This window comes from Curtobacterium sp. AC272, from assembly GCF_979258155.1.
Genome location: NZ_OZ409838.1, coordinates 544,887 through 565,174, shown reverse-complemented (window position 1 = coordinate 565,174; position 20,288 = coordinate 544,887). Strand labels below are relative to the sequence as shown.

At 70.2% G+C, this 20,288-nt stretch carries 18 protein-coding genes and 3 pseudogenes; 3 read left to right on the top strand and 18 right to left on the bottom strand.

What is annotated here, in order from left to right:
• Window positions 1-71: 71 nt before the first annotated feature.
• Genes ACZZ0J_RS02880 through ACZZ0J_RS02870 form a run of 3 tightly spaced genes read right to left on the bottom strand, consistent with a single transcriptional unit; the run spans window position 72 to window position 2,631 of the window.
• A complete protein-coding gene (locus ACZZ0J_RS02880; protein ID WP_463434710.1) occupies window positions 72-518 on the bottom strand; it encodes a DUF6804 family protein in 447 nt (148 codons plus the stop codon).
• Window positions 518-1,102 (bottom strand): GDSL-type esterase/lipase family protein, encoded by a 585-nt coding sequence (locus tag ACZZ0J_RS02875; protein ID WP_123671773.1) that lies wholly within the window; start codon window positions 1,100-1,102, stop codon window positions 518-520. The genes ACZZ0J_RS02880 and ACZZ0J_RS02875 overlap by 1 nt, the downstream gene beginning before the upstream one ends.
• Window positions 1,099-2,631 carry an SDR family oxidoreductase gene (locus tag ACZZ0J_RS02870; RefSeq protein WP_194647768.1) on the bottom strand — a complete coding sequence of 511 codons (1,533 nt, stop codon included), beginning with the start codon at window positions 2,629-2,631 and terminating at the stop codon, window positions 1,099-1,101. Before ACZZ0J_RS02870 ends, ACZZ0J_RS02875 begins: the two co-directional genes overlap by 4 nt.
• A gap of 43 nt (window positions 2,632-2,674) precedes the next feature.
• Here ACZZ0J_RS02870 and deoC point away from each other — a divergent pair, with 43 nt between their 5' ends.
• From deoC to ACZZ0J_RS02855, 3 genes are all read left to right on the top strand, one after another.
• Window positions 2,675-3,406 carry a deoxyribose-phosphate aldolase gene (deoC, locus tag ACZZ0J_RS02865; protein WP_463434706.1) on the top strand — a complete coding sequence of 244 codons (732 nt, stop codon included), beginning with the start codon at window positions 2,675-2,677 and terminating at the stop codon, window positions 3,404-3,406.
• Between the two features lie 137 nt (window positions 3,407-3,543).
• Window positions 3,544-4,497, top strand: coding sequence for an ROK family protein (locus tag ACZZ0J_RS02860; RefSeq protein WP_463434704.1), 954 nt, complete (start codon window positions 3,544-3,546; stop codon window positions 4,495-4,497).
• Between the two features lie 250 nt (window positions 4,498-4,747).
• A complete protein-coding gene (locus tag ACZZ0J_RS02855; RefSeq protein ID WP_463434702.1) occupies window positions 4,748-5,206 on the top strand; it encodes a type IV toxin-antitoxin system AbiEi family antitoxin in 459 nt (152 codons plus the stop codon).
• A gap of 50 nt (window positions 5,207-5,256) precedes the next feature.
• Here ACZZ0J_RS02855 and ACZZ0J_RS02850 read toward each other — a convergent pair whose 3' ends face one another.
• The 15 genes and pseudogenes from ACZZ0J_RS02850 to ACZZ0J_RS02780 all read right to left on the bottom strand — a co-directional run bounded on the left by ACZZ0J_RS02850 (window position 5,257) and on the right by ACZZ0J_RS02780 (window position 19,722).
• Window positions 5,257-7,581 (bottom strand): RelA/SpoT family protein, encoded by a 2,325-nt coding sequence (locus ACZZ0J_RS02850; RefSeq protein WP_228510006.1) that lies wholly within the window; start codon window positions 7,579-7,581, stop codon window positions 5,257-5,259.
• Window positions 7,582-7,650: 69 nt separating this feature from the next.
• Window positions 7,651-7,899, bottom strand: a pseudogene (locus tag ACZZ0J_RS02845) (rhodanese-like domain-containing protein); the annotation flags it as partial.
• A 97-nt stretch (window positions 7,900-7,996) separates the two neighbouring features.
• Entirely contained in the window at window positions 7,997-9,010 is a 1,014-nt protein-coding gene (secF, locus tag ACZZ0J_RS02840; RefSeq protein ID WP_123292813.1) for a protein translocase subunit SecF, read from the bottom strand.
• The gene (gene secD / locus ACZZ0J_RS02835; RefSeq protein WP_123292812.1) at window positions 9,010-10,761 is read right to left on the bottom strand and encodes a protein translocase subunit SecD; all 1,752 of its coding nucleotides are present in this window, start codon (window positions 10,759-10,761) and stop codon (window positions 9,010-9,012) included. The genes secF and secD overlap by 1 nt, the downstream gene beginning before the upstream one ends.
• Before the next feature lie 91 nt (window positions 10,762-10,852).
• On the bottom strand, window positions 10,853-11,251 hold the full coding sequence (locus ACZZ0J_RS02830; protein ID WP_111084040.1) for a preprotein translocase subunit YajC: 399 nt from the start codon (window positions 11,249-11,251) through the stop codon (window positions 10,853-10,855).
• A gap of 91 nt (window positions 11,252-11,342) precedes the next feature.
• Complete coding sequence (gene ruvB / locus ACZZ0J_RS02825) at window positions 11,343-12,386, bottom strand: Holliday junction branch migration DNA helicase RuvB (RefSeq protein WP_463434698.1); 1,044 nt, start codon at window positions 12,384-12,386, stop codon at window positions 11,343-11,345.
• Window positions 12,383-13,002: pseudogene (gene ruvA / locus ACZZ0J_RS02820) on the bottom strand (Holliday junction branch migration protein RuvA). The gene ruvB and the pseudogene ruvA overlap by 4 nt, the downstream one beginning before the upstream one ends.
• Window positions 12,999-13,643: a crossover junction endodeoxyribonuclease RuvC gene (gene ruvC, locus ACZZ0J_RS02815; RefSeq protein ID WP_111084043.1), complete on the bottom strand. Its 645-nt coding sequence runs from the start codon at window positions 13,641-13,643 to the stop codon at window positions 12,999-13,001. The pseudogene ruvA and the gene ruvC overlap by 4 nt, the downstream one beginning before the upstream one ends.
• A 2-nt stretch (window positions 13,644-13,645) precedes the next feature.
• Complete coding sequence (locus tag ACZZ0J_RS02810) at window positions 13,646-14,413, bottom strand: YebC/PmpR family DNA-binding transcriptional regulator (RefSeq protein ID WP_111084044.1); 768 nt, start codon at window positions 14,411-14,413, stop codon at window positions 13,646-13,648.
• A 117-nt stretch (window positions 14,414-14,530) separates the two neighbouring features.
• Window positions 14,531-15,142: a pyridoxal 5'-phosphate synthase glutaminase subunit PdxT gene (gene pdxT, locus ACZZ0J_RS02805; protein WP_194647761.1), complete on the bottom strand. Its 612-nt coding sequence runs from the start codon at window positions 15,140-15,142 to the stop codon at window positions 14,531-14,533.
• Window positions 15,132-16,052, bottom strand: coding sequence for a pyridoxal 5'-phosphate synthase lyase subunit PdxS (gene pdxS / locus ACZZ0J_RS02800; RefSeq protein ID WP_111084046.1), 921 nt, complete (start codon window positions 16,050-16,052; stop codon window positions 15,132-15,134). Before pdxS ends, pdxT begins: the two co-directional genes overlap by 11 nt.
• A gap of 13 nt (window positions 16,053-16,065) precedes the next feature.
• A complete protein-coding gene (locus ACZZ0J_RS02795) occupies window positions 16,066-16,635 on the bottom strand; it encodes an HIT family protein (RefSeq protein ID WP_463434693.1) in 570 nt (189 codons plus the stop codon).
• A pseudogene (thrS, locus tag ACZZ0J_RS02790) lies at window positions 16,635-18,622 on the bottom strand (threonine--tRNA ligase). The gene ACZZ0J_RS02795 and the pseudogene thrS overlap by 1 nt, the downstream one beginning before the upstream one ends.
• A 103-nt stretch (window positions 18,623-18,725) precedes the next feature.
• Window positions 18,726-19,268 (bottom strand): adenine phosphoribosyltransferase, encoded by a 543-nt coding sequence (locus tag ACZZ0J_RS02785; RefSeq protein WP_463434691.1) that lies wholly within the window; start codon window positions 19,266-19,268, stop codon window positions 18,726-18,728.
• Window positions 19,269-19,488: 220 nt separating this feature from the next.
• Window positions 19,489-19,722 (bottom strand): hypothetical protein, encoded by a 234-nt coding sequence (locus ACZZ0J_RS02780; RefSeq protein ID WP_194647760.1) that lies wholly within the window; start codon window positions 19,720-19,722, stop codon window positions 19,489-19,491.
• Between the last annotated feature and the right edge of the window lie 566 nt (window positions 19,723-20,288).

Below are 20,288 nucleotides of genomic sequence, written 5' to 3'. Positions count from 1 at the left end.
GTCGTGCTGCCGGGTCCTGTACCCGACCCTGCGATCCTACCGTCCGCCCGCCCGGTCGGTTCCGCAGGCGGTCAGCGGAGCCGGTCAGGAGGCCCGGGGCGCGTCCGCCTCGCGCGGCACCTTGACGGCGATGCCCACCACGATGAACAGGGCGGCAGCCAGGATCTGCAGCGCGGCCCACACCTGGCCGGGGATCGGCACCGTGACCAGGGGTTCCAGCAGACGGCGACGGCGGCCATCAGCACGGCGGCCCACCACGTCTTCCCGCGCACCGCGAAGACGAGCACGATGAGGGACAGCACCGTGATCCCCCAGCGGGCGAAGACGAAGCCGGACGAGTCGATGATCGCGACGCAGGCGAGCAGGACGATCGCGGCGATGAGCGACGGGGCGAGTGCCGGCCGGGTGAACCCCGGGGTGGCCCGGGTGTTCGGCGTCCCCGCAGCCGGTCGGACCGGTGCGGCGGGCACGCCGTTCTGCGACGACCCCACCGGGGGTCGTCCCTTGCGGGCAGCCATCAGGCGGGGGCCTCGTCGAGGTCGATGGCCGTGAAGGACCGGGACATCGGCGGGAGACCCCGCACACGCTCGAGCGCGGGGACCAGCTCGTCGAGGTAGGCCCGGTAGCCCTCGTCGGTGAGGTGCAGGCCGTCGTCGGTGAAGCGGTCGTCGAGGTGGTCGCCGTCGGCCAGCGCGGGCCAGGCGTCGAGGTACTGCGCGTGGCAGGTGGCGACGAACTGGCGCAGGTGCCGGTTCGCCTCCTCGATCTTGGTCGTGTACTCGGCCTGACGGGGCAGGACGGAGACGAGCAGCAGGCGGACACCGGGCAGCTCGCGCCGCAGGGTGACGAGGATCGTCTCGACGTTGCGGACGACGTGTTCGGCGCTCGCCCGGTGGTTGCCGAAGTCGTTCGTGCCGATCAACAGCACGATCACCTCGGGCTGTTCGGCGATGACCGCGTCGAGCCGCGCGAGCACGCCGTCCGTCGTGTCACCGCTGATGCCCTGGTTCAGGGTCTGCTCGTCGGGGAGCCAGCTGTCCCACGACCCCTGGGCCGTGATGCTGTCCCCCAGGAACAGGACGGGACTGCGTTCCTCGGTCATGCTGCCTCCTCGTTCGCCGGTTCCGGACTCCCATTGTGCTGGGTCCGGTTGCGCTGCGTCGACTCGGTGTTGTCCGACTCGCGCTCGGCGGCCGCGGTGATGCGCTCGACCATGCCGGGGAAGATGATCCCGTGGAAGGGCAGGATCCCGTACCAGTACAGCCGGCCGGGCAGGCCCTGCGGGAAGTAGATCGCCCGCTGGTGGTAGTCGCTGCCGCCCTCGGGGTTCGGGGTCACGGTCATCTCGAGCCAGGCGCGCCCGGGTGACTTGAACTCGGCGCGGAGCCGCAGGTAGCGACCGCGCTCGAGGCGTTCGACGCGCCACCAGTCGAGGGCGTCGCCCTGCTCGAGTCGGTCCTGGTCGCGACGGCCGCGGCTGAGCCCGACGCCGCCGGCGACCTTGTCCATCCAGCCGCGCGCGACCCAGGCCAGCGGGAACGAGTACCAGCCGTTCTCGCCGCCGATCGACTCGACGACGCGCCAGACGTCCTCTGCTGAAGCGGTCGAGTGGCGCTTCCGGTCGTCGACGTAGACGGTGTGGCCGGCCCAGTCCGGGTCGGTCGGCATCGGGTCGGCCGAGGCGCTCGACAGGGTGGCGCTCCGCCAGCTCGTCTGCACCTCGCCGGACCGCATCTTGTTCAGTGCGAGTCGGACCGCTCGGCGGTACGACGTGAGCCCGCCCTCGGGCTGCGGGACGACGTCGTCGATGTCGTGCTCGCGCTGGACGCACTCGAACTGCAGCGACTCGATGATCGGCGTCGCGAGCTTGCGCGGGATCGGGGTGACGGCGTTGAACCAGTGTGCGGCGAGGCGTGGGGTGAGCACCGGCAGGACCGTGATCGGCCGCTGCCGCAGCTTCGCCTCGACCGCGTAGCCGTTGAGCATCTGCCCGTAGCGCAGGACGTCCGGCCCGCCGATGTCGAAGGTGCGGTTGACGTCGGCGGGGACGTCGAGCGCCGCGACCAGGTAGTACAGGACGTCGCGCACGGCGATCGGCTGGATCCGGTTGCGCACCCACCGCGGTGCCGGCATCCACGGCAGGACGTCGGTCACGTGCCGGATCATCTCGAACGAGGTGCTGCCGGAACCGATGACGACGCCGGCCTGGTACGCGATCGTCGGCACGCCGGAGCGGAGCAGGATCTCCCCCACCTCTTTCCGGCTGCGCAGGTGCTTCGACAGGTCGCCGTCGGGGTGCAGGCCGCCCAGGTAGACGAACCGGCTGACACCGGCGCGCTTCGCCTCGTGCGCCATCGTCTCGGCCGCCTGCCGTTCCGCGGACTCGAAGTCGCCGTCGGCACCCATCGCGTGGGCGAGGTAGTAGACGGCCTCGATGCCGTCGACCGCGGCGCGGACCGCGTCGGCGTCCTGCAGGTCTCCTTCGGCGACGTCGACGTCGCTGCTCCACGGGACGTCCTGGAGCTTCCGGGGGTTGCGCACGAACACACGCACGGAGTGTCCGGCTTCGAGGAGACGGGGGACGAGACGACCGCCGATGTACCCGGTGGCGCCGGTGACGAGGACCTGCATGCCCGGAACGCTACGCGGCACGCCTGACGGGTAGGCTTGCCGGGTGGACAACGCAGCCTTCCCCGTCACCGCCGATGCCGTCCGCGGCCTCATCGACCACGCGATCCTGAAGCCCGAGCTCACCCGCTCGGACGTCGACGCCCAGCTCGACGAAGCCGCCGCGTACCGGGTCTTCAGCGTGTGCGTCCGGCCCAGCGACGTCGCCTACTCCGTCGAGCGTCTCCGGGGCACCGGCGTCGGCGTCGGCACGGTCATCGGCTTCCCGCACGGCACCACGTCCACCGCGGCCAAGGTCGCCGAGTCGCTGCAGGCCCTCGCCGACGGGGCGTTCGAGCTCGACATGGTGCAGAACATCGGCGCCGCGAAGTCCGGCGACTGGGAGCGCGTCGAGCAGGACGTCCGCGCCGTCGTCGACGCCGCCGGGTCCACCGTCGTCAAGGTCATCCTCGAGACCGCCTTCCTGACCGACGACGAGATCGTCGCGGCCTCGCGTGCTGCGCAGTCCGCCGGTGCCGCGTTCGTGAAGACCTCCACCGGGTTCGCCGGCGGCGGGGCGACGACCGCGCACATCGCACTGATGCGGCGCACGGTCGGAGCCGACACGGGCGTCAAGGCCTCGGGCGGTGTCCGCGGGCTCGACACCCTGCTCGAGATGGTGGACGCCGGGGCGAACCGCATCGGTACGAGTGCGTCCGCGCGCATCCTCGACGAGGTCGCACACCGCGTCGAGACCGGGGCCGCGTCGTCGCAGGGCGACGACACCAGCTCCTACTGACCCACCGCGACACGACCTGATCCACCGCACGACGACCTGACCCGACCGACCCACCACCTGCCAGGCCGGGGCCCACCGGACGCGACGCCGCGTCCGGGAGCCGCCCCGGGCCTCCAGACCGCCGCATCGGAGCGCGCATGTCCAGTACCGCACCCCAGTCCCCCGCCCTCGCACTCGCCGTCGACCTCGGCGGCACCAAGGTCGAGGCCGCCCTCGTCACCGACCAGGGCGTCGTCCTGCCGGGCACGCGCTTCCGCAGCCCCACCGGGCCGCAGCGCACGTCCGACGAGCTGCAGGCCGCCGTCGACGAGGTCGTGACGAGCGCGCTCGCCACGGTCCCGACCGACGCGACCCTGGTCGGCGTCGGGGTCGGCTCGGCCGGCCCCGTCGACGAGGAGCACGGCCTCGTCTCCCCGCTCAACATGCCGGTGTGGCGCGGCCACCCGCTGCGCGACCGCATCGCCGCGCTCGTGCCCGAGGGCGTGCCGGTCACGCTGCGCATGGACGGCCTGGCGATCACGCTGGCCGAGCACTGGGTCGGTGCGGCGCAGGGGTACGACCACGTCATGGGCATGATCGTGTCGACGGGCGTCGGCGGAGGTCTCATCCTGCACGGCCGCACCGTCAGCGGCCCGACGGGCAACGCCGGGCACATCGGGCACGTGGAGTGCGGCGGCTACGACGACCCGTGCGCCTGCGGCGGCACCGGCTGCCTCGAGGCGATCGCCAGCGGCCCGAAGACCGTCGCCTGGGCGCAGCGCCAGGGCTTCGACGGATCCACCGGCGAAGCGCTGTCGGCGGCGTACGCGGCCGGCGACGAGATCGCGGTCGCGGCGGTCAAGCGCAGCGGCCGGGCGCTCGGGCAGGCGATCGCGGCGGCGACGAGCCTCGTCGACCTCGAGGTCGTGGCGATCGGCGGCGGGTTCTCCCACGTCACGCCGGACCTGTTCGAGTACGCACGCGAAGCGGTGGCGGAGCGCGTCGAGTTCGGGTTCGTGACGAAGGTGCGGATCGTGCCGACGGCGCTGTCGCAGGACGGCCCGCTCATCGGCGCGGCGGCACTCGTGCACCGCGCCGACGTCCTGCGCTGAGCGGACCGCGGCGACGCCCTGCGTCGAGCGGCGCTGCCGACGCCCTGCGTTGAGCAGACCGCGGCGACGCCCTCGTTGAGTGGCGCTGCAGACGCCGACGTGCCCGGCCTCTCCACAGGGGGTGTCGACCGGGTGTCGGTGTCCGGCAGGATGACGGGGTGCCCGGTTCCCGTCTCCTGACCACGGACGACTGGCCCGAGGCAGAACTGCGCGCTGCGGTGCTCGCGGGCGAGTTGGTGCCCGTCGGGCCGTGCTGGGCCTCCCCGCGACACCGCAGGACCCGGCGCTGCGCGCGACCGCGGCGTCGTGGGTCTTCAGCGACGCACGGCTCGTCGCCTCCGGCCGGACCGCCGCGTGGATCTGGGGCGCGGCGTCGCGGCCGCCGGACCCGATCGAGGCGAGCGTCCCACCGCAGCTGCGCATCGCGGTCGGGCCGGGTCTGCACCTGCGCGAGGTCGCGCTCCAGGCCGCCGACGTGGTCCGGTTGGGGTCCGTGCAGACCGTCGTCACGACTCCGACGCGCACCGCCGTCGACCTGCTCCGCACACCGGGCGACTGGGACCCCGAGCGGGCAGCGGCCGTCGACGGGCTGCTGACGATCGGGGCGGTGTCCGTGGACGAGCTGCACGCGCGCCTGAGCGGCCTCGGGACCATCCCGATGGCGCGGCAGGCCGAACGACGGCTGCGCGGGCTGCTCAGCGCACGCTGACGCGGGCTCGGGCCGTGCTCAGCGCGCGGCGACGCGGGCTCGGGCCGTGCTCAGCCCGCGCTGACGCGGTAGACGTCGTAGACGGCGTCGATGCGTCGCACCGCGTTCAGCACCCGGTCGAGGTGGATGGTGTCACCCATCTCGAACACGAACCGACTGAGCGCCAACCGGTCGGACGAGGTCGAGACCGTCGCCGACAGGATGTTGACGTGGTGGTCGGTGAGCACCCGGGTGACGTCACTGAGCAGCCCCGACCGATCGAGCGCCTCGATCTGGATCTGCACGAGGAACACCGACTTCGACGACGGGGCCCACTCGACCTCGATCATCCGGTCGGGCTCGTTCATCAGGGACTTGACGTTCGTGCACGACGACTGGTGCACCGAGACGCCCTGCCCGCGGGTGATGAACCCGACGATCTGGTCGCCCGGCACCGGCGTGCAGCACTTCGCGAGCTTCACCAGGATGTCCGGCGCACCGCGCACCAGCACGCCGCTGTCGCTCGTGCGCAGCTGACGGCTCGTGACCTGGCGCGGGAACGTGAGCTCCGGCTCGTCGGTCTCCGTGTCGCTCTGGACGCTGCCCAGGACCTTCTCGATGACCGACTGCGTCGAGACGTGCCCCTCGCCGACCGCGGCGTACAGGGCCGAGACGTCGTCGTACCGCATCGACGAGGCGACCTCGGCGATGGTGTCCTGGCTCATGATCCGCTGGAGCGGCAGGTTCTGCTTGCGCACGGCGCGGGCGATGGCGTCGCGGCCCTGCTCGATCGCCTCTTCGCGTCGCTCCTTGGTGAACCACTGCTTGATCTTGTTGCGCGCCCGAGGGCTCTTGACGAACTTCAGCCAGTCCTGCGACGGACCCGAGTCGGGGTTCTTCGACGTGAAGATCTCGACGACGTCGCCACTCGACAGCGAGCTCTCGAGCGGGACGAGGCGACCGTTGACCTTGGCGCCCATGGTGCGGTGCCCGACCTCGGTGTGCACGGCGTACGCGAAGTCCACCGGGGTGGCGCCGGCGGGCAGGCCGATGACCTTCCCCTGCGGCGTGAAGACGTACGTCTCCTTCGCGCCGATCTCGTAGCGGAGCGAGTCGAGGAACTCCCCCGGGTCGCTCGTCTCGGCCTGCCAGTCGGTGATGTGCGCGAGCCACGCCATGTCCTGGTCGTCGGTGGTCGACGAGGTCCCGACGTCGCGGCCCGCAGCGCGCTGCTTGTACTTCCAGTGCGCGGCGACACCGAACTCGGCGCGCTGGTGCATCTCGTGCGTGCGGATCTGGATCTCGACGGGGCGCCCCTGCGGCCCGAGCACGCTGGTGTGCAGCGACTGGTACAGGTTGAACTTCGGCGTCGCGATGTAGTCCTTGAACCGGCCGGGCAGCGGTGTCCACCGTGCGTGCACCGAACCGAGCATGGCGTAGCAGTCGCGCACCGTCGGCACGAGCACCCGGATGCCGACGAGGTCGTAGATCTCGTCGAACTCGCGACCCCGCACGATCATCTTCTGGTAGATCGAGTAGTACTGCTTCGGCCGACCCATGACCTCGCCGCGGACCTTCGCGGCCTTCAGGTCCTTCTTGAGCGTGCCGATGACGTTCTGGACGAACTGCTCGCGCTTCGGCTGGCGTTCCTTGACCAGGCTGTCGATCTCGACGTAGAGCTTCGGGTGCAGGACCGCGAACGACAGGTCCTCGAGCTCGAGCTTGATCATCTGGATGCCGAGCCGGTGCGCGAGGGGCGCGTAGATCTCGAGCGTCTCCTTCGCCTTGCGGGTGGCGGAGGTGGACTCGACGAAGCCCCAGGTGCGGGCGTTGTGCAGCCGGTCGGCGAGCTTGATGACCAGCACGCGGATGTCCTTCGACATCGCGATGACCATCTTGCGGACCGTCTCGGCCTGGGCGCTGTCGCCGTACTTGACCTTGTCGAGCTTCGTGACGCCGTCGACGAGCATGGCGATCTCGTCGCCGAAGTCGACCTGCAGCTGGTCGAGCTGGTAGTCGGTGTCCTCGACCGTGTCGTGGAGCAGCGCGGCGGCGATCGTGATCGGCCCGATGCCCAGGTCGGCCAGGATCTGGGCGACCGCGACGGGGTGCGTGATGTACGGCTCGCCGGACTTGCGCTTCTGGCCGTCGTGCGCGCGCTCGGCGACGGAGTACGCGCGCTCGATGAGCGTGACGTCGGCCTTGGGGTGGTGCGAGCGCACCGTGCGGATCAGGGTGTCCACGGCACCGGCCGGCTGGGCGCGGGAGAACAGGCGCGGCAGCAGCGAGCGGAGGGAACCGAGGTTGCCCGTCGTGTTCGGCCCGAGGGGGCTGGACGGCCGCTGGGCGGAGCCGGGGCGGCTCGGCGCGGACGGCTCTTCGCGGGTGTCCGTCATGATGCGCCTCCCAGGACTCGGTCCGAGAGCTCGATCCGAGCTCGATCCGCCAACACTACGCGTGTCCGGTCAGTGCTCGTGACCCGGTTCGCCCTGGGCGTCGCGGACCACCGGTGCGCCGGACTGCTCCCAGGCGACCATGCCGCCGGTCAGGTTGACCGCCGAGACACCGGACTGTTCGAGTGCCGCGACCACCCGGGCCGAACGAGCACCCGAGTGGCAGACGATGATCGCGGGTTCGCCGCCGCCGTCGATCTCCTGCCAGCGGTTGACCAGCTCGGACATCGGGACGAGCGTGGCGTCGGGAGCGTGGACCTCGTCCCACTCCCCTGCTCGCGGACGTCGAACAGCCGCGACCCCGACTCGAGCCGGCGACGCGCCTCGGCGACGTCGACCTCGCTGATCTCGATCGGCATCAGGCGGTCGCCTTCGCGTCGGCGTCGGCGTCGACCTCGCGCTGGCGCTTCTCGGCCGCCTGGATCTTCTTGGCGTCGGCCTGCTTGATCTTCGGCTCGTTCTCGCGCAGCTGCGCGTACATCGGCGACGCGATGAAGATCGTCGAGTAGGTGCCGACGATGATGCCGATGAACAGTGCGAGCGAGATGTCGCGGAGCGTGCCCGCACCGAGCACGTACGACCCGATGAACAGGATCGCCGCGACCGGCAGCAGCGCCACGACCGAGGTGTTGATCGAGCGGACGAGCGTCTGGTTCACCGCGAGGTTCACCGACTGCTTGAACGTGCGGATCGACTCCTGCGCGGTGTTCTCACGCACCTTGTCGAAGACCACCACGGTGTCGTAGAGCGAGTACCCGAGGATCGTCAGGAAGCCGATCACCGCCGCGGGCGTGACCTCGAGCCCGACGATGCCGTAGACACCGGCCGTGATCAACAGGTCGTGCAGCAGCGCGGCCATCGCGGAGAGCGACATCTTCCAGGTGCGGAAGTACAGCGTCATGAACACGGCGGCCAGGGCGAGGAAGATCACCAGACCGCGGATCGCCTGGGCGAGCACGTCGGCGCCCCACGTGGCACCGATGAACGTCGCGGCGACCTGGCTCTCCGGCACGTCGTACGCCTCGGCCAGGGCGTCCTGCACCTCGGTCGTCTGACGGTCGGTGAGCTGGCCGGTCTGCACGCGGATGCCGTGCGTGCCGAGCTGGGAGACGCGCGGGATCTCGTCCGAGACGACCCGCTCGACGGTGTCCGTCGCGATGCTCTGGTCGGTGTTCTTGACGTCCGACAGGGTGAACTCGGAACCACCGGTGAACTCGATGCCGAGCTGGTACCCGCCGCGCAGCCACGGGGTGGCGAGCGAGATCACGATCATGATCAGCGCGATGAGGTACCAGGTCTTGCGTCGCCCGATGATGTCGTACGACCGCTTCCCCGTGTAGAGGTCGCTGCCGAACTGGCTGAAGCTGGCCATCAGTCGTCCTTCCCGTCCGGCGTCGAGCCGTTGTCGCCGGAGGCCTGCTGGGCCTTCCGCTCCGCGATCGTCTGTCGGCGCTGCGCCTCACCGGCACTGCGCTGGCGCTTGCCGTCCACCACGGGGGCGCGGAACTGCGCACGCCCCTTGTAGACGGCACCGAGCGCCGCTGGGTCGAGCCCACTGAACTTGTGCCCCTCGCCGAAGAACCGGGTGCGGGAGATGAGCTGCATCATCGGGTGGGTGAAGAGCGCGACCACCACGATGTCGATCAGCGTGGTGAGGAGCAGCGTGAACGCGAAGCCCTTCACGTCGGCGACCGCGAGCACGTACAGGGTGACGGCGGCGAGGAAGTTCACCGCGTCGGACGCCAGGATCGTGCGGAGTGCACGCTTCCAGCCGGACTCGACCGCACTCTCGAGCGCACGACCGTCGCGGAGTTCGTCACGGATGCGTTCGAAGTAGACGATGAACGAGTCCGCCGTGATGCCGATCGCGACGATCAGACCCGCCACACCCGCCAAGGACAGGCGGTAGTCGACGCGCCACGACATGATCGCGATGACCAGGTAGGTCAGGACGGCTGCCACCCCGAGCGAGAGCACCGTGACGAACGCGAGCGCCCGGTACTGGATGACGGAGTAGATGATCACCAGGCCGAGGCCGATCAGGCCCGCGACGAGACCACCGATGAGCTGCGCCGTTCCGAGCGTCGCCGAGATGTTCTCGTTCGACTGCACCTGGAAGTTGATCGGCAGCGCACCGTACTTGAGCTGGTCGGCGAGCGTCTTCGACGACTCGGCCGTGAACGAGCCGGTGATCTGCGCCTTGCCGTTGGTGATGGCGGAGTTCGTGGACGGGGCCGTGATGACCGAGCCGTCCAGCACGATCGCGAACTGGTTCTGCGGTGCCTGCAGCGAGACGAGGCGGTTCGTGACGGTGCGGAAGTCCTTCGTGCCCTGGCCGTCGAAGGTCAGGTTGACGGCCCACTGGCCCGTCGACGTGCCCTGCGAGTCGGTGGCCAGACCCGAGGTGGCGTTGCTGATGTTCGCACCGGAGACCTCGACCGGGCCGAGGATGTACTTCGACGCACCGTCGGCGTCACACGTGACGAGGGGCTCGTCGTCCGGCGCCGAGGTGACGTCGTCCGGAGCCGCGCAGTTGTAGTTGGTGTACAGGTCCTGCAGCGCCGGGGTGATCCAGTTGACGTCGCTGGCGTTCGTCGGCTTCGCGCTCGGCGTCGCCGCGAGCGAGGCCGGCGGCGAGTACGGCGTCGGCGAGGCGGTGGACTTCCCGTCGTCACCGACGGCGGAGTTCGTCGCGGCCTCGGTGAAGAGCACGGGGCGGAACGTCAGCTTCGCCGCTGCCTCGATGCGGTCGATCGTGGCCTTGTCGGGCCGACCGGGGATCGACACGACGATGTTGTTCGCACCCTGCGTGTTGATCTCGGTCTCGGAGACACCGGTGGCGTTGATGCGCTGGCGGATGATCTCCACCGCCTGCTGCAGCTGCTGCGAGGTGACCGAGTCGCCCTCGGTGTTCTGCGCCGCGAGGGTCAGCTGCGTGCCGCCCTGCAGGTCGAGTGCGAGCTCCGGTACCCAGCTCGCGCCCTGGTACCACTTGTCCGTGTCGTCCTTCGAGCTGCCGGCGAGGATCGTCGCGGCGGTGTTCAGGCCGGCGAGGATCGCCATCAGGATCACCAACCAGGTGAGCGAGCGCAGCGCCTTCTTGACGGGTGTCGATCGTGCCACCGGTCGTCTCGTCTTTCTGTTCAGGACCGTCGGCGCTCAGGCACGACGGCAGAGGAAGCCGCCGGGTCAGACGACCCGGCGGCCGAGGGCGTCAGTCGTCGGACTTGCGCTTCGAGTCGGTCTCGTCGAGGCGGTCGTTGTCGACCCGCTCGCCGTAGACCGGCTCCCCGTTGAGTTCGGCGACGGGCTTTGCCTCGTCCTCCGGCGTCGCGGTGGTCTCGATGTCGGAGGCGCTGTCGTCGACGACGCGCGACAGGGTCTGGCGGTGCACGGTGACGACGGTGCCGGGGGCGATCTCGACGTCGGCGGTGACCTTCTCGTCGTCGACGGAGAGGAGCGTGCCGTACAGGCCGAAGGACAGCATCACGCGAGCACCCGGCACCATCTTGGTGGCGAGCTCGCCCTGCTGCTTCTTGCGCTTGCGGCTGTTGTAGAACATGAAGGCCGCGAACGCCACGACGATGACGATGAGGATGACTTCTTGACCCATGATGCAGTTGCCTTCTCTGGTTGCTCGGTTTCGGGCCGTAGCAGTCTAGGGCACGCCACTGTGCGTGGCATGTCACCCGACCGATCGGCCGCTAGTCGGTGGTGTCGGTGTCGTCGAACAGGCCCGGGAGCGGCCCGACGCCCTGCCCGGGGGTGAGGCCGAGGTGCCGCCACGCGACCGGGGTCGCGATGCGGCCGCGCGGGGTGCGCGTGACCAGGCCCACCCGGACGAGGAAGGGTTCGACGACCGACTCGATGGTCTCGGACTCTTCTCCGACCGAGACCGCGAGGGTGTTCAGCCCAACCGGTCCGCCGTCGAAGCGCGTCAGCATGATCTCGACCACGGCGCGGTCGAGGCGGTCGAGCCCGAGCTCGTCGACGTCGTACAGGTCGAGTGCACCCTGGACGGCCGCCATGCCGTCGGTGGTGCGGTGCACGAGGGCGTAGTCGCGGACCCGGCGGAGGAGGCGGTTCGCGATGCGCGGGGTGCCCCGGGAACGCCCGGCGATCTCCCGCAGGGCCGATCGGTCGATGTCGAGCTCGAGCAGGTGCGCGGCGCGGATCAGGACCTGTTCGAGTTCGTCCTTCTCGTAGAACTCGAGGTGCGCCGTGAAGCCGAAGCGGTCGCGGAGCGGGTTCGGCAGCAGGCCGGCGCGGGTGGTGGCACCGACCAGGGTGAACGGCGCGAGGTCGAGCGGGATGCTCGTCGCGCCGGCACCCTTGCCCACCATGACGTCGATCCGGAAGTCCTCCATCGCCAGGTAGAGCATCTCCTCTGCCGAGCGCGCCATCCGGTGGATCTCGTCGATGAACAGGACCTCGCCCGGCACGAGCGAGGACAGGACGGCAGCCAGGTCGCCCGCGTGCTGGATCGCCGGACCGCTCGACATCCGCAACGGACGCCCGGTCTCGTGCGCGACGATCATCGCGAGCGTGGTCTTGCCGAGGCCGGGAGGACCGGCCATCAGGATGTGATCCGGGGCGCGGTCCTGCATGCCCGCCGCCTTGAGCAGCAGGTCGAGCTGCCCGCGCACCTTGCGCTGGCCGACGAACTCGTCGAGCGACCGCGGCCGGAGTGCACCTTCGAAGGCGAGTTCTTCCTGCGACTCGGCTCCGGCTGACGTGATGCCGCTCATCGACCGGCACCGGCGGGCCGGAGCGCACCGAGCGCGGCGCGGAGCAGCGCCTGCGTGCCCATGGCCGCGGCCCCTGGCTCGTTCGCGACGGTCTCGTCGACGGCGGTCTGTGCTGCGTCCTCGCGCCAGCCGAGGCCGATCAGTGCGGAGACGACGTCGGTCGCGGCCGGGTGGGCAGCGGTGCCACGGCCGGCGGTGACGACGGCGGCCTGCTCGAACGCGGCGAGCTTGCCGGTGAGCGCGAGGATGATGAGCTTCGCGGTCTTCGGGCCGATGCCGGAGACCTTGCGGAAGGCGCCGTCGTCGTCCTTCGCGACGGCGTTCGCGACCTGCGACGGGTCCATGTGGGCCAGGACGCCCATCGCGGACTTGGGCCCGACACCCGTGACGCTGCGCAGCAGGTCGAACACCTGGAGGGCGTCGGTCGACTCGAAGCCGAAGAGCAGGTGCTCGTCTTCGCGCACGATCATCGCGGTGCGCACGAACACCTCGGACCCGTGACGCATCGTCAGCGCGTGGGCCGGGGTCACGGTGACGGCGTACCCGACTCCCCGGCCTCGATCACCACGCCGGAACCGGCGATGTCGATGCAGGTACCCCGGAGACTCGCGATCATGCCCCGAGCCTACGGCCGCCCACCGACGCGGCCGACGAGCCACGCGGTCGGGCTGCGGCAGCGGCCGCGCGGGCGAGCGGGGAGTCGACGGTGCCGCCCTGTGCGTCACGCCACGCGCGTTGTGCCGGGGTGAGGTTCGTGGCACGTTCGCCGGCGACGTCCGGTGATCCGAGCCTCCAGGCATGGCACACGGCCAGCGCGAGCGCATCGGCGGCGTCGGCCGGCTTCGGGGCCTCGGCGAGACCGAGCACGCGCGCGATCATGGTCTGCACCTGGCGTTTGTCGGCGTTGCCGTAGCCGGTGACCGCCGCCTTGACCTCGGACGGCGTGTGCAGGCCGACGGGCAGCCCGCGGGCCGCCGCGGCGTGCAGCGCGAGCCCGGCCGCCTGGGCGGTGCCCATCACGGTGCGGACGTTCGCCTGCGCGAACACGCGCTCGACGGCGACCGCGTCCGGGTGGTGCTCGTCGATCTCGGCGGCGATGCCGTCGGCGATGCGGAGCAGCCGCTGCTCGAGCGGCATGTCCGCCGGGGTGCGCACGACCGTCACGTGGACGAGCCGTGCGCGCCGGTTCGGTGCGACCTCGACGACGCCGACGCCGCACCGGGTGAGCCCGGGGTCCACCCCGAGCACACGGAGCACGGCTACTCGCCCTCGTCCTCGTCGAGCTCGGCCTGGACGTCCGCCGGCACGTCGAAGTTGGCGTAGACGTTCTGCACGTCGTCGCTGTCCTCGAGCGCGTCGATCAGGCGGAAGACCTTGCGGGCGGTCTCGGCGTCGACCGGCACCTTGAGGCCGGGGACGAACTCGGCGTCGGCCGAGTCGTAGTCGATGCCGGCGTCCTGCAGCGCGGTGCGGGCCGCGACGAGGTCGCTCGCCTCGGTGATGATCTCGAAGCCGCCGCCCTGGTCGATGACGTCCTCGACACCGGCGTCGAGCACGGCGGTCATGACGGTGTCCTCGTCGAGGCCGTCGGTCTTCGTGACCGAGATGACGCCCTTGCGCGAGAAGTTGTAGGCGACGCTGCCCGGGTCGGCCATGGTGCCACCGTTGCGGGACATCGCCGTCCGGACCTCGGCCGCTGCGCGGTTCTTGTTGTCGGTGAGGCACTCGATCAGCATCGCGACGCCGTTCGGGGCGTAGCCCTCGTACATGATCGTCGTGTACTCGATCGACTCACCGGTCAGGCCGGCACCGCGCTTGACGGCACGGTCGATGTTGTCGTTCGGGACCGAGGTCTTCTTGGCCTTCTGGATCGCGTCGACCAGCGTCGGGTTGCCCGACAGGTCGGCGCCGCCCATCTTCGCGGCGACCTCGATGTTCTTGATGAGCTTGGCGAAGGACTTGGCACGGCGGCCGTCGATGACGGCCTTCTTGTGCTTGGTCGTCGCCCACTTGGAATGCCCGGACACGGTTCTCCTTGCGTCTTGCGGAAAGTCGGGGTCAGTTTACCCAGCCGGGAGGCCGGCGCCGCCCCGCCCCGCCGGTGCGGGCACGCAGGCGGCCGGGCCCAGGGCCCGCGGCTCACGTCAGGCGCTGCGCACCATGGCGAGGAAGCGGCGGTGGAATCGGTCCTCGCCGGCGACCTCGGGGTGGAACGCACTCGCGAGCACGTTGTCCTGCTGCACCGCGACGACCTGCCCGTCCGCCAGCGCGCCCAGGACCTGGACGCCGGGGCCGTGCTGCTCGACCACCGGGGCACGGATGAAGACCGCGTGCACGGGGGCGTCGCCGAGCTCGGGCATCGGGACGTCCACCTCGAACGAGTCGTTCTGGCTGCCGAACGCGTTCCGTCGCACCGTGGTGTCGAGCACGTCGAGGGTCTGCTGGCCGCTGATGCCGTCGGTGATCCGCGACGACAGCATGATCATGCCGGCGCACGTGCCGTACGTCGGCAGGCCGTCGTGGATGGCAGCAGCGAGGGGCTCGGCGACGCCGAACGCCCGGGACAGCTTGTCCATCACGCTCGACTCGCCGCCCGGGATCACGACGCCGTCGAGTGCCGCGATCTCCTCGGGTCGACGGAGCGGCACCACGTCGGCGCCGAGCTCCGTCAACGAGGCGATGTGCTCTCGGAAGTCACCCTGCAGTGCCAGGACCCCGATGCGGGGCCGAGCGCTGCTCGTCGTGCTACCAGCCACGCTCGGCGAGGCGGTGCGGTGCGGGGACGTCGGCGACGTTGATGCCGACCATCGCCTCGCCCAGACCGCGCGAGACCTCGGCGATGACCTTGGGGTCGTCGTGGAAGGTGACGGCCTTGACGATCGCCGCGGCACGCTTCGCCGGGTCGCCGGACTTGAAGATGCCGGAGCCGACGAACACGCCGTCCGCGCCGAGCTGCATCATCATCGCGGCGTCGGCCGGGGTGGCGACGCCACCGGCGGTGAAGAGCACGACGGGGAGCTTGCCGGTGCGGGCGACCTCGCGCACGATCTCGAACGGCGCCTGCAGTTCCTTGGCGGCGACGTAGAGCTCGTCTTCCTTGAGGTGGCGCAGCGCCGCGATCTCCTTGTTGATCGTGCGGATGTGCTTCGTGGCCTCGGACACGTCACCCGTGCCGGCCTCGCCCTTGGAACGGATCATCGCAGCGCCCTCGGTGATGCGACGGAGCGCCTCGCCCAGCTCGGTGGCACCGCAGACGAACGGCGTGGTGAAGTTCCACTTGTCGATGTGGTTGACGTAGTCGGCGGGCGAGAGCACCTCGGACTCGTCGATGTAGTCGACGCCGAGCTCCTGCAGCACCTGCGCCTCGACGAAGTGGCCGATGCGGGCCTTCGCCATGACGGGGATCGACACGGCGGCGATGATCTCCTCGATCATCGACGGGTCGGACATGCGAGCGACGCCGCCCTGTGCGCGGATGTCGGCGGGGACGCGCTCGAGGGCCATGACGGCGGTCGCGCCGGCTTCTTCCGCGATGCGGGCCTGCTCGGCGTCGACGACGTCCATGATGACGCCGCCCTTGAGCATCTCGGCGAGGCCGCGCTTGACGCGGTCGGAGCCGGTGATCGAGGTGCCAGGGGTGCCGGAGGTGCTGGTGCTGTCGCTCATGATGCCGATCAGTCTAGTCCGCTGCGGGCCAGCCCTCGGCGACCAGTCGGCGGGTGTCCCCGAGCATCTGGGACATCGACTTCGTCCGCGCGATGATCGGGAAGAAGTTCGCGTCGGACTGCCACCGCGGCACGATGTGCTGGTGCAGGTGCGCGGCGATGCCGGCCCCCGCGACCTCGCCCTGGTTCATGCCGATGTTGAAGCCGTCGCAGTGCGACACGGTGCGCAGGACCCGCATCGCGGTCTGGGTCAGCTCGCCCATCTCGCGGAGCTCGTCCGGCGTGGCCTCGTCGTACAGCGGCACGTGGCGGTACGGGCAGACCAGCAGGTGTCCGTTGTTGTACGGGAACAGGTTGAGGAGCACGTAGGCGTGCTCGCCCCGGGCGACGATGAGGGCGTCCTCGTCGGACTTCCGCGGTGCCTCGCAGAACGGGCAGTCGTCTGCGTGCCCGCGGCCCGTGCGCTCGCGTCCGGCGTCGATGTACGCCATCCGGTGCGGGTTCCACAGGCGCTGGAAGGCATCCGGGACGGCCGCACCGGTGGCGGCGTCCCGGATGACCAGCGGGTCCTGCTCGTCCGTCATCAGACCTGCGCGCGCTCGCGGATCGCCGTCAGGATGCGGTCGACCGCTTCGTCCACGGGCACGGCGTTGTCCTGGCGCCCGTCGCGGAAGCGGAACGACACCGCACCGGCGTCGCGGTCGTCGCCGCCCGCGATGAGCTGGAACGGCACCTTCGCCTTGGTGTGCGTGCGGATCTTCTTCTGCATGCGGTCGTCCGAGTGGTCGACCTCGGCGCGGACGCCGTGCGACCGGAGCTTCGCGACGACCTCGTCGAGGTAGTCGCCGTACTCGGCCGCGACGGGGATGCCGACGACCTGCACCGGGGACAGCCAGGCCGGGAACGCGCCGGCGTAGTGCTCGGTCAGCACGCCGAAGAACCGCTCGATCGAGCCGAACAGCGCGCGGTGGATCATGACCGGGCGCTGGCGGGAGCCGTCGGCCGCGGTGTAGTCGATGCCGAAGCGCTCGGGAAGGTTGAAGTCGAGCTGCACGGTCGACATCTGCCACGTGCGGCCGATGGCGTCGCGGGCCTGCACCGAGATCTTCGGGCCGTAGAAGGCGGCTCCGGCGGGTCGGGCACGAGCTCGAGGCCGGACTCCTCTGCGACCTCGCGCAGGGTGTTCGTCGCGACGTCCCAGACCTCGTCGTCACCGACGTACTTCTCCGGGTCCTTCGTCGAGAGCTCGAGGTAGAAGTCGTCGAGGCCGTAGTCGCGCAGCAGCGAGAGCACGAACTCGAGCGTCGTGGTCAGCTCCTCCTTCATCTTCTCCTGCGTGGTGAAGATGTGCGCGTCGTCCTGGGTCATGCCACGGACCCGGGTGAGGCCGTGGATGACACCGGACTTCTCGTTGCGGTAGACCGTGCCGAACTCGAACATCCGGAGCGGCAGGTCACGGTACGAACGCGGCTGCGACCGGTACGCCAGGATGTGCATCGGGCAGTTCATCGGCTTGAGGTAGTAGTCGGCACCCTGACGCGTGACGTTGCCGTCCTCGTCCTTCGCCTCGTCCATGTGCATGGCCGGGAACATGCCGTCCTTGTACCAGCCGAGGTGTCCGGAGGTCTCGAACAGGTCGCCCTTGGTGATGTGCGGCGTGTAGACGAACGAGTAACCGTTCTCCTCGTGCCGACGGCGCGAGTAGTCCTCCATCTCGCGGCGGATGATGCCGCCCTTCGGGTGGAAGATCGCCAGGCCGGACCCGATCTCGTCGGGGAAGGAGAACAGGTCGAGTTCGGCACCGAGCTTGCGGTGGTCGCGCTTGGCGGCTTCTTCGAGGCGCACCAGGTACGCCTTGAGCTGGTCCTTGTCGGGCCAGGCGGTGCCGTAGATGCGCTGCAGCTGCGGGTTCTTCTCGGAGCCGCGCCAGTAGGCGGCGGCGACGCGCATGAGCTTCGCGGCGTTGCCGATCCAGCGGGTGTGCGGCACGTGCGGGCCGCGGCAGAGGTCCTGCCAGACGACCTCGCCCGACTTCGGGTCGACGTTCTCGTAGACCGTGAGCTCGCCGGCACCGACCTCGACGCTCTCGCCGGAGTCACCGTCGGTCGCCGCACCCTTGAGCCCGATGAGCTCCTGCTTGTACGGCTCCCCCGCCATCAGCTCGCGCGCCTGCTCGTCCGAGACGACCACGCGGCGGAAGCGCTGGGCCTGCTTGACGATGCGGTCCATGCCCTTCTCGATCGCCTTGAGGTCCTCGGGGGTGAAGGGCTCGGCGACGTCGAAGTCGTAGTAGAAGCCGTCGGTGACGGGCGGCCCGATGCCGAGCTTGGCCTCGGGGTTGATCTGCTGGACGGCCTGCGCGAGCACGTGTGCGGCCGAGTGGCGGAGGATGTCGAGCCCGTCCTGCTCCTGCAGCGTGACGGCCTCGGCGGTCTCGCCGGCGGCGACGTCGGCAGCGAGGTCCTTCAGGACACCGTCGACGCGGATCGCGACGACGCCGCGCTCACCGTCGAAGAGCTCGGTGCCCGTCGTGGTCGTCGTCGCGGTGCGGGGCTCGGGTGCCTGGGGCACGGCTGCGGGCTCGGCGCTCTCCGGCGCTGCGGCGACTGACTCGGTCACGATGATGGGACTCCTCGATCGAAATGGTGCGTCAAGACTAGTGCGCGCGTGGGACTCAGGCGGGCACGGCGCCGAGCGTGGTGACGGGCAGGCGCGGCTCGAGACGCTCGCGTCCGTTCAGCCCGTCGAGCTCGAGCAGCGCGGCGAACCCGACCGCCTGGTAGCCCGCGCGTTCGAGCAGCGTGATGGTGGCGGCGCCGGTCCCACCGGTGGCGAGGACGTCGTCGACGACGAGGACCCGGGTGCCCGCGGCGAGCTGGCCCGGACGCAGCTCGAGCTCGGCCTCGCCGTACTCGAGTGCGTACTGCTCGCTGAGGACCTCGCCCGGCAGCTTGCCGGCCTTGCGCACCGTGAGCACGCCCACCTGGTGCTGGGCGGCGATCCCGCCGGCGAGGGCGAAGCCACGTGCCTCGATGCCGGCGACGGCGTCGAACCCGGCACCGACCGCGAACGGCGCGGCGAGTGCCTCGCACACGCGGCCGAACGCCACGGCGTCCGAGAACACCGGCGTCACGTCACGGAACAGCACCCCCGGCTTCGGGAAGTCCGGGACGACGGCGGTCAGGCGTTCGACGAGTGCAGCTGCGGTTTCGGTCACCCGTCAACGGTACGGGAGGCCCGGGGTGCGTCCGACACGTCGGCGCACGGTGCGGGCTCGGTCGCGCCGTGCCCGGTCGTCGGTGCGGCGCACGGTGCGGGTTGCGTCGGCCGGTGCGCCGACGGTGGCTCGGTGCGGGGCTGTCCCCTCGCACCGAGCCACCAAGCGGGCACGGGACGGTGACGGTCGCACGGTGCGACGGTCGGGTGTCCGATCCGGCTCAGCGCCAGGCGCGCATGAGTGCGGCCTGCAGGAGCAGGTCGTTCTCGCGCTGCTGCCGCTCGCGGTCGAGCTGCAGCCGTGTTCCGTGGTCGATCACCGGGTGGACCCGGCGGGTCCGCCGGCTCCAGATGATGAGCGACATTCCGATGCGCAGCGCGATGCGGTCGGTGAGGGAGACCCGGTGGCGCGCTGCGCGGGTATCGGGAGGACGGGTGGCGGTCTTCGATGACACGGTGATCCCTTTCAGGGCATGACGGAGTTGCCCGGCACACGGGCAGGAATGGACTGCCCGGAACACGGGCAGGACGAAATGAATGCGTGAGAATGCATTCCGCGGTCACCGGAGGAATGTCCGACGACGCGGTACTGAATGACTTCCGGTACCGAGAGCGTCGCACCGACCGCCGACATTCTCCGGCGACGATCGACGCAGTCCGATCGCGTGCACGGAGCACACGGATCGGAACCGATCGGCGATCGACGGAGCCGGTTCGACGCGAGCCAGAACGGCTCAGCGCGAGGTGTCAGGCGACGGACTCGTCACGAGACGAGGATCGGAAGACACAGATGTCGGCAGAAGGCGGAACGCTCCGGGTCAGCGGACGCGGAACGGGGTGCCGACGCGTCCACGGATTCCACGGAACGGAGTGGTTGCGGTGATCATCATGGTCGGCCCCCTTTCGGTCTCGAGCTGTCGGAGTCGTCCCCGCTGCGCTGCAGCGGTTCGCGACGAGTGAACACTATCGGCACCGCAATTCGCAGCGCAACCCCTTTCTTCGATTTCTCCGGAATTGCATT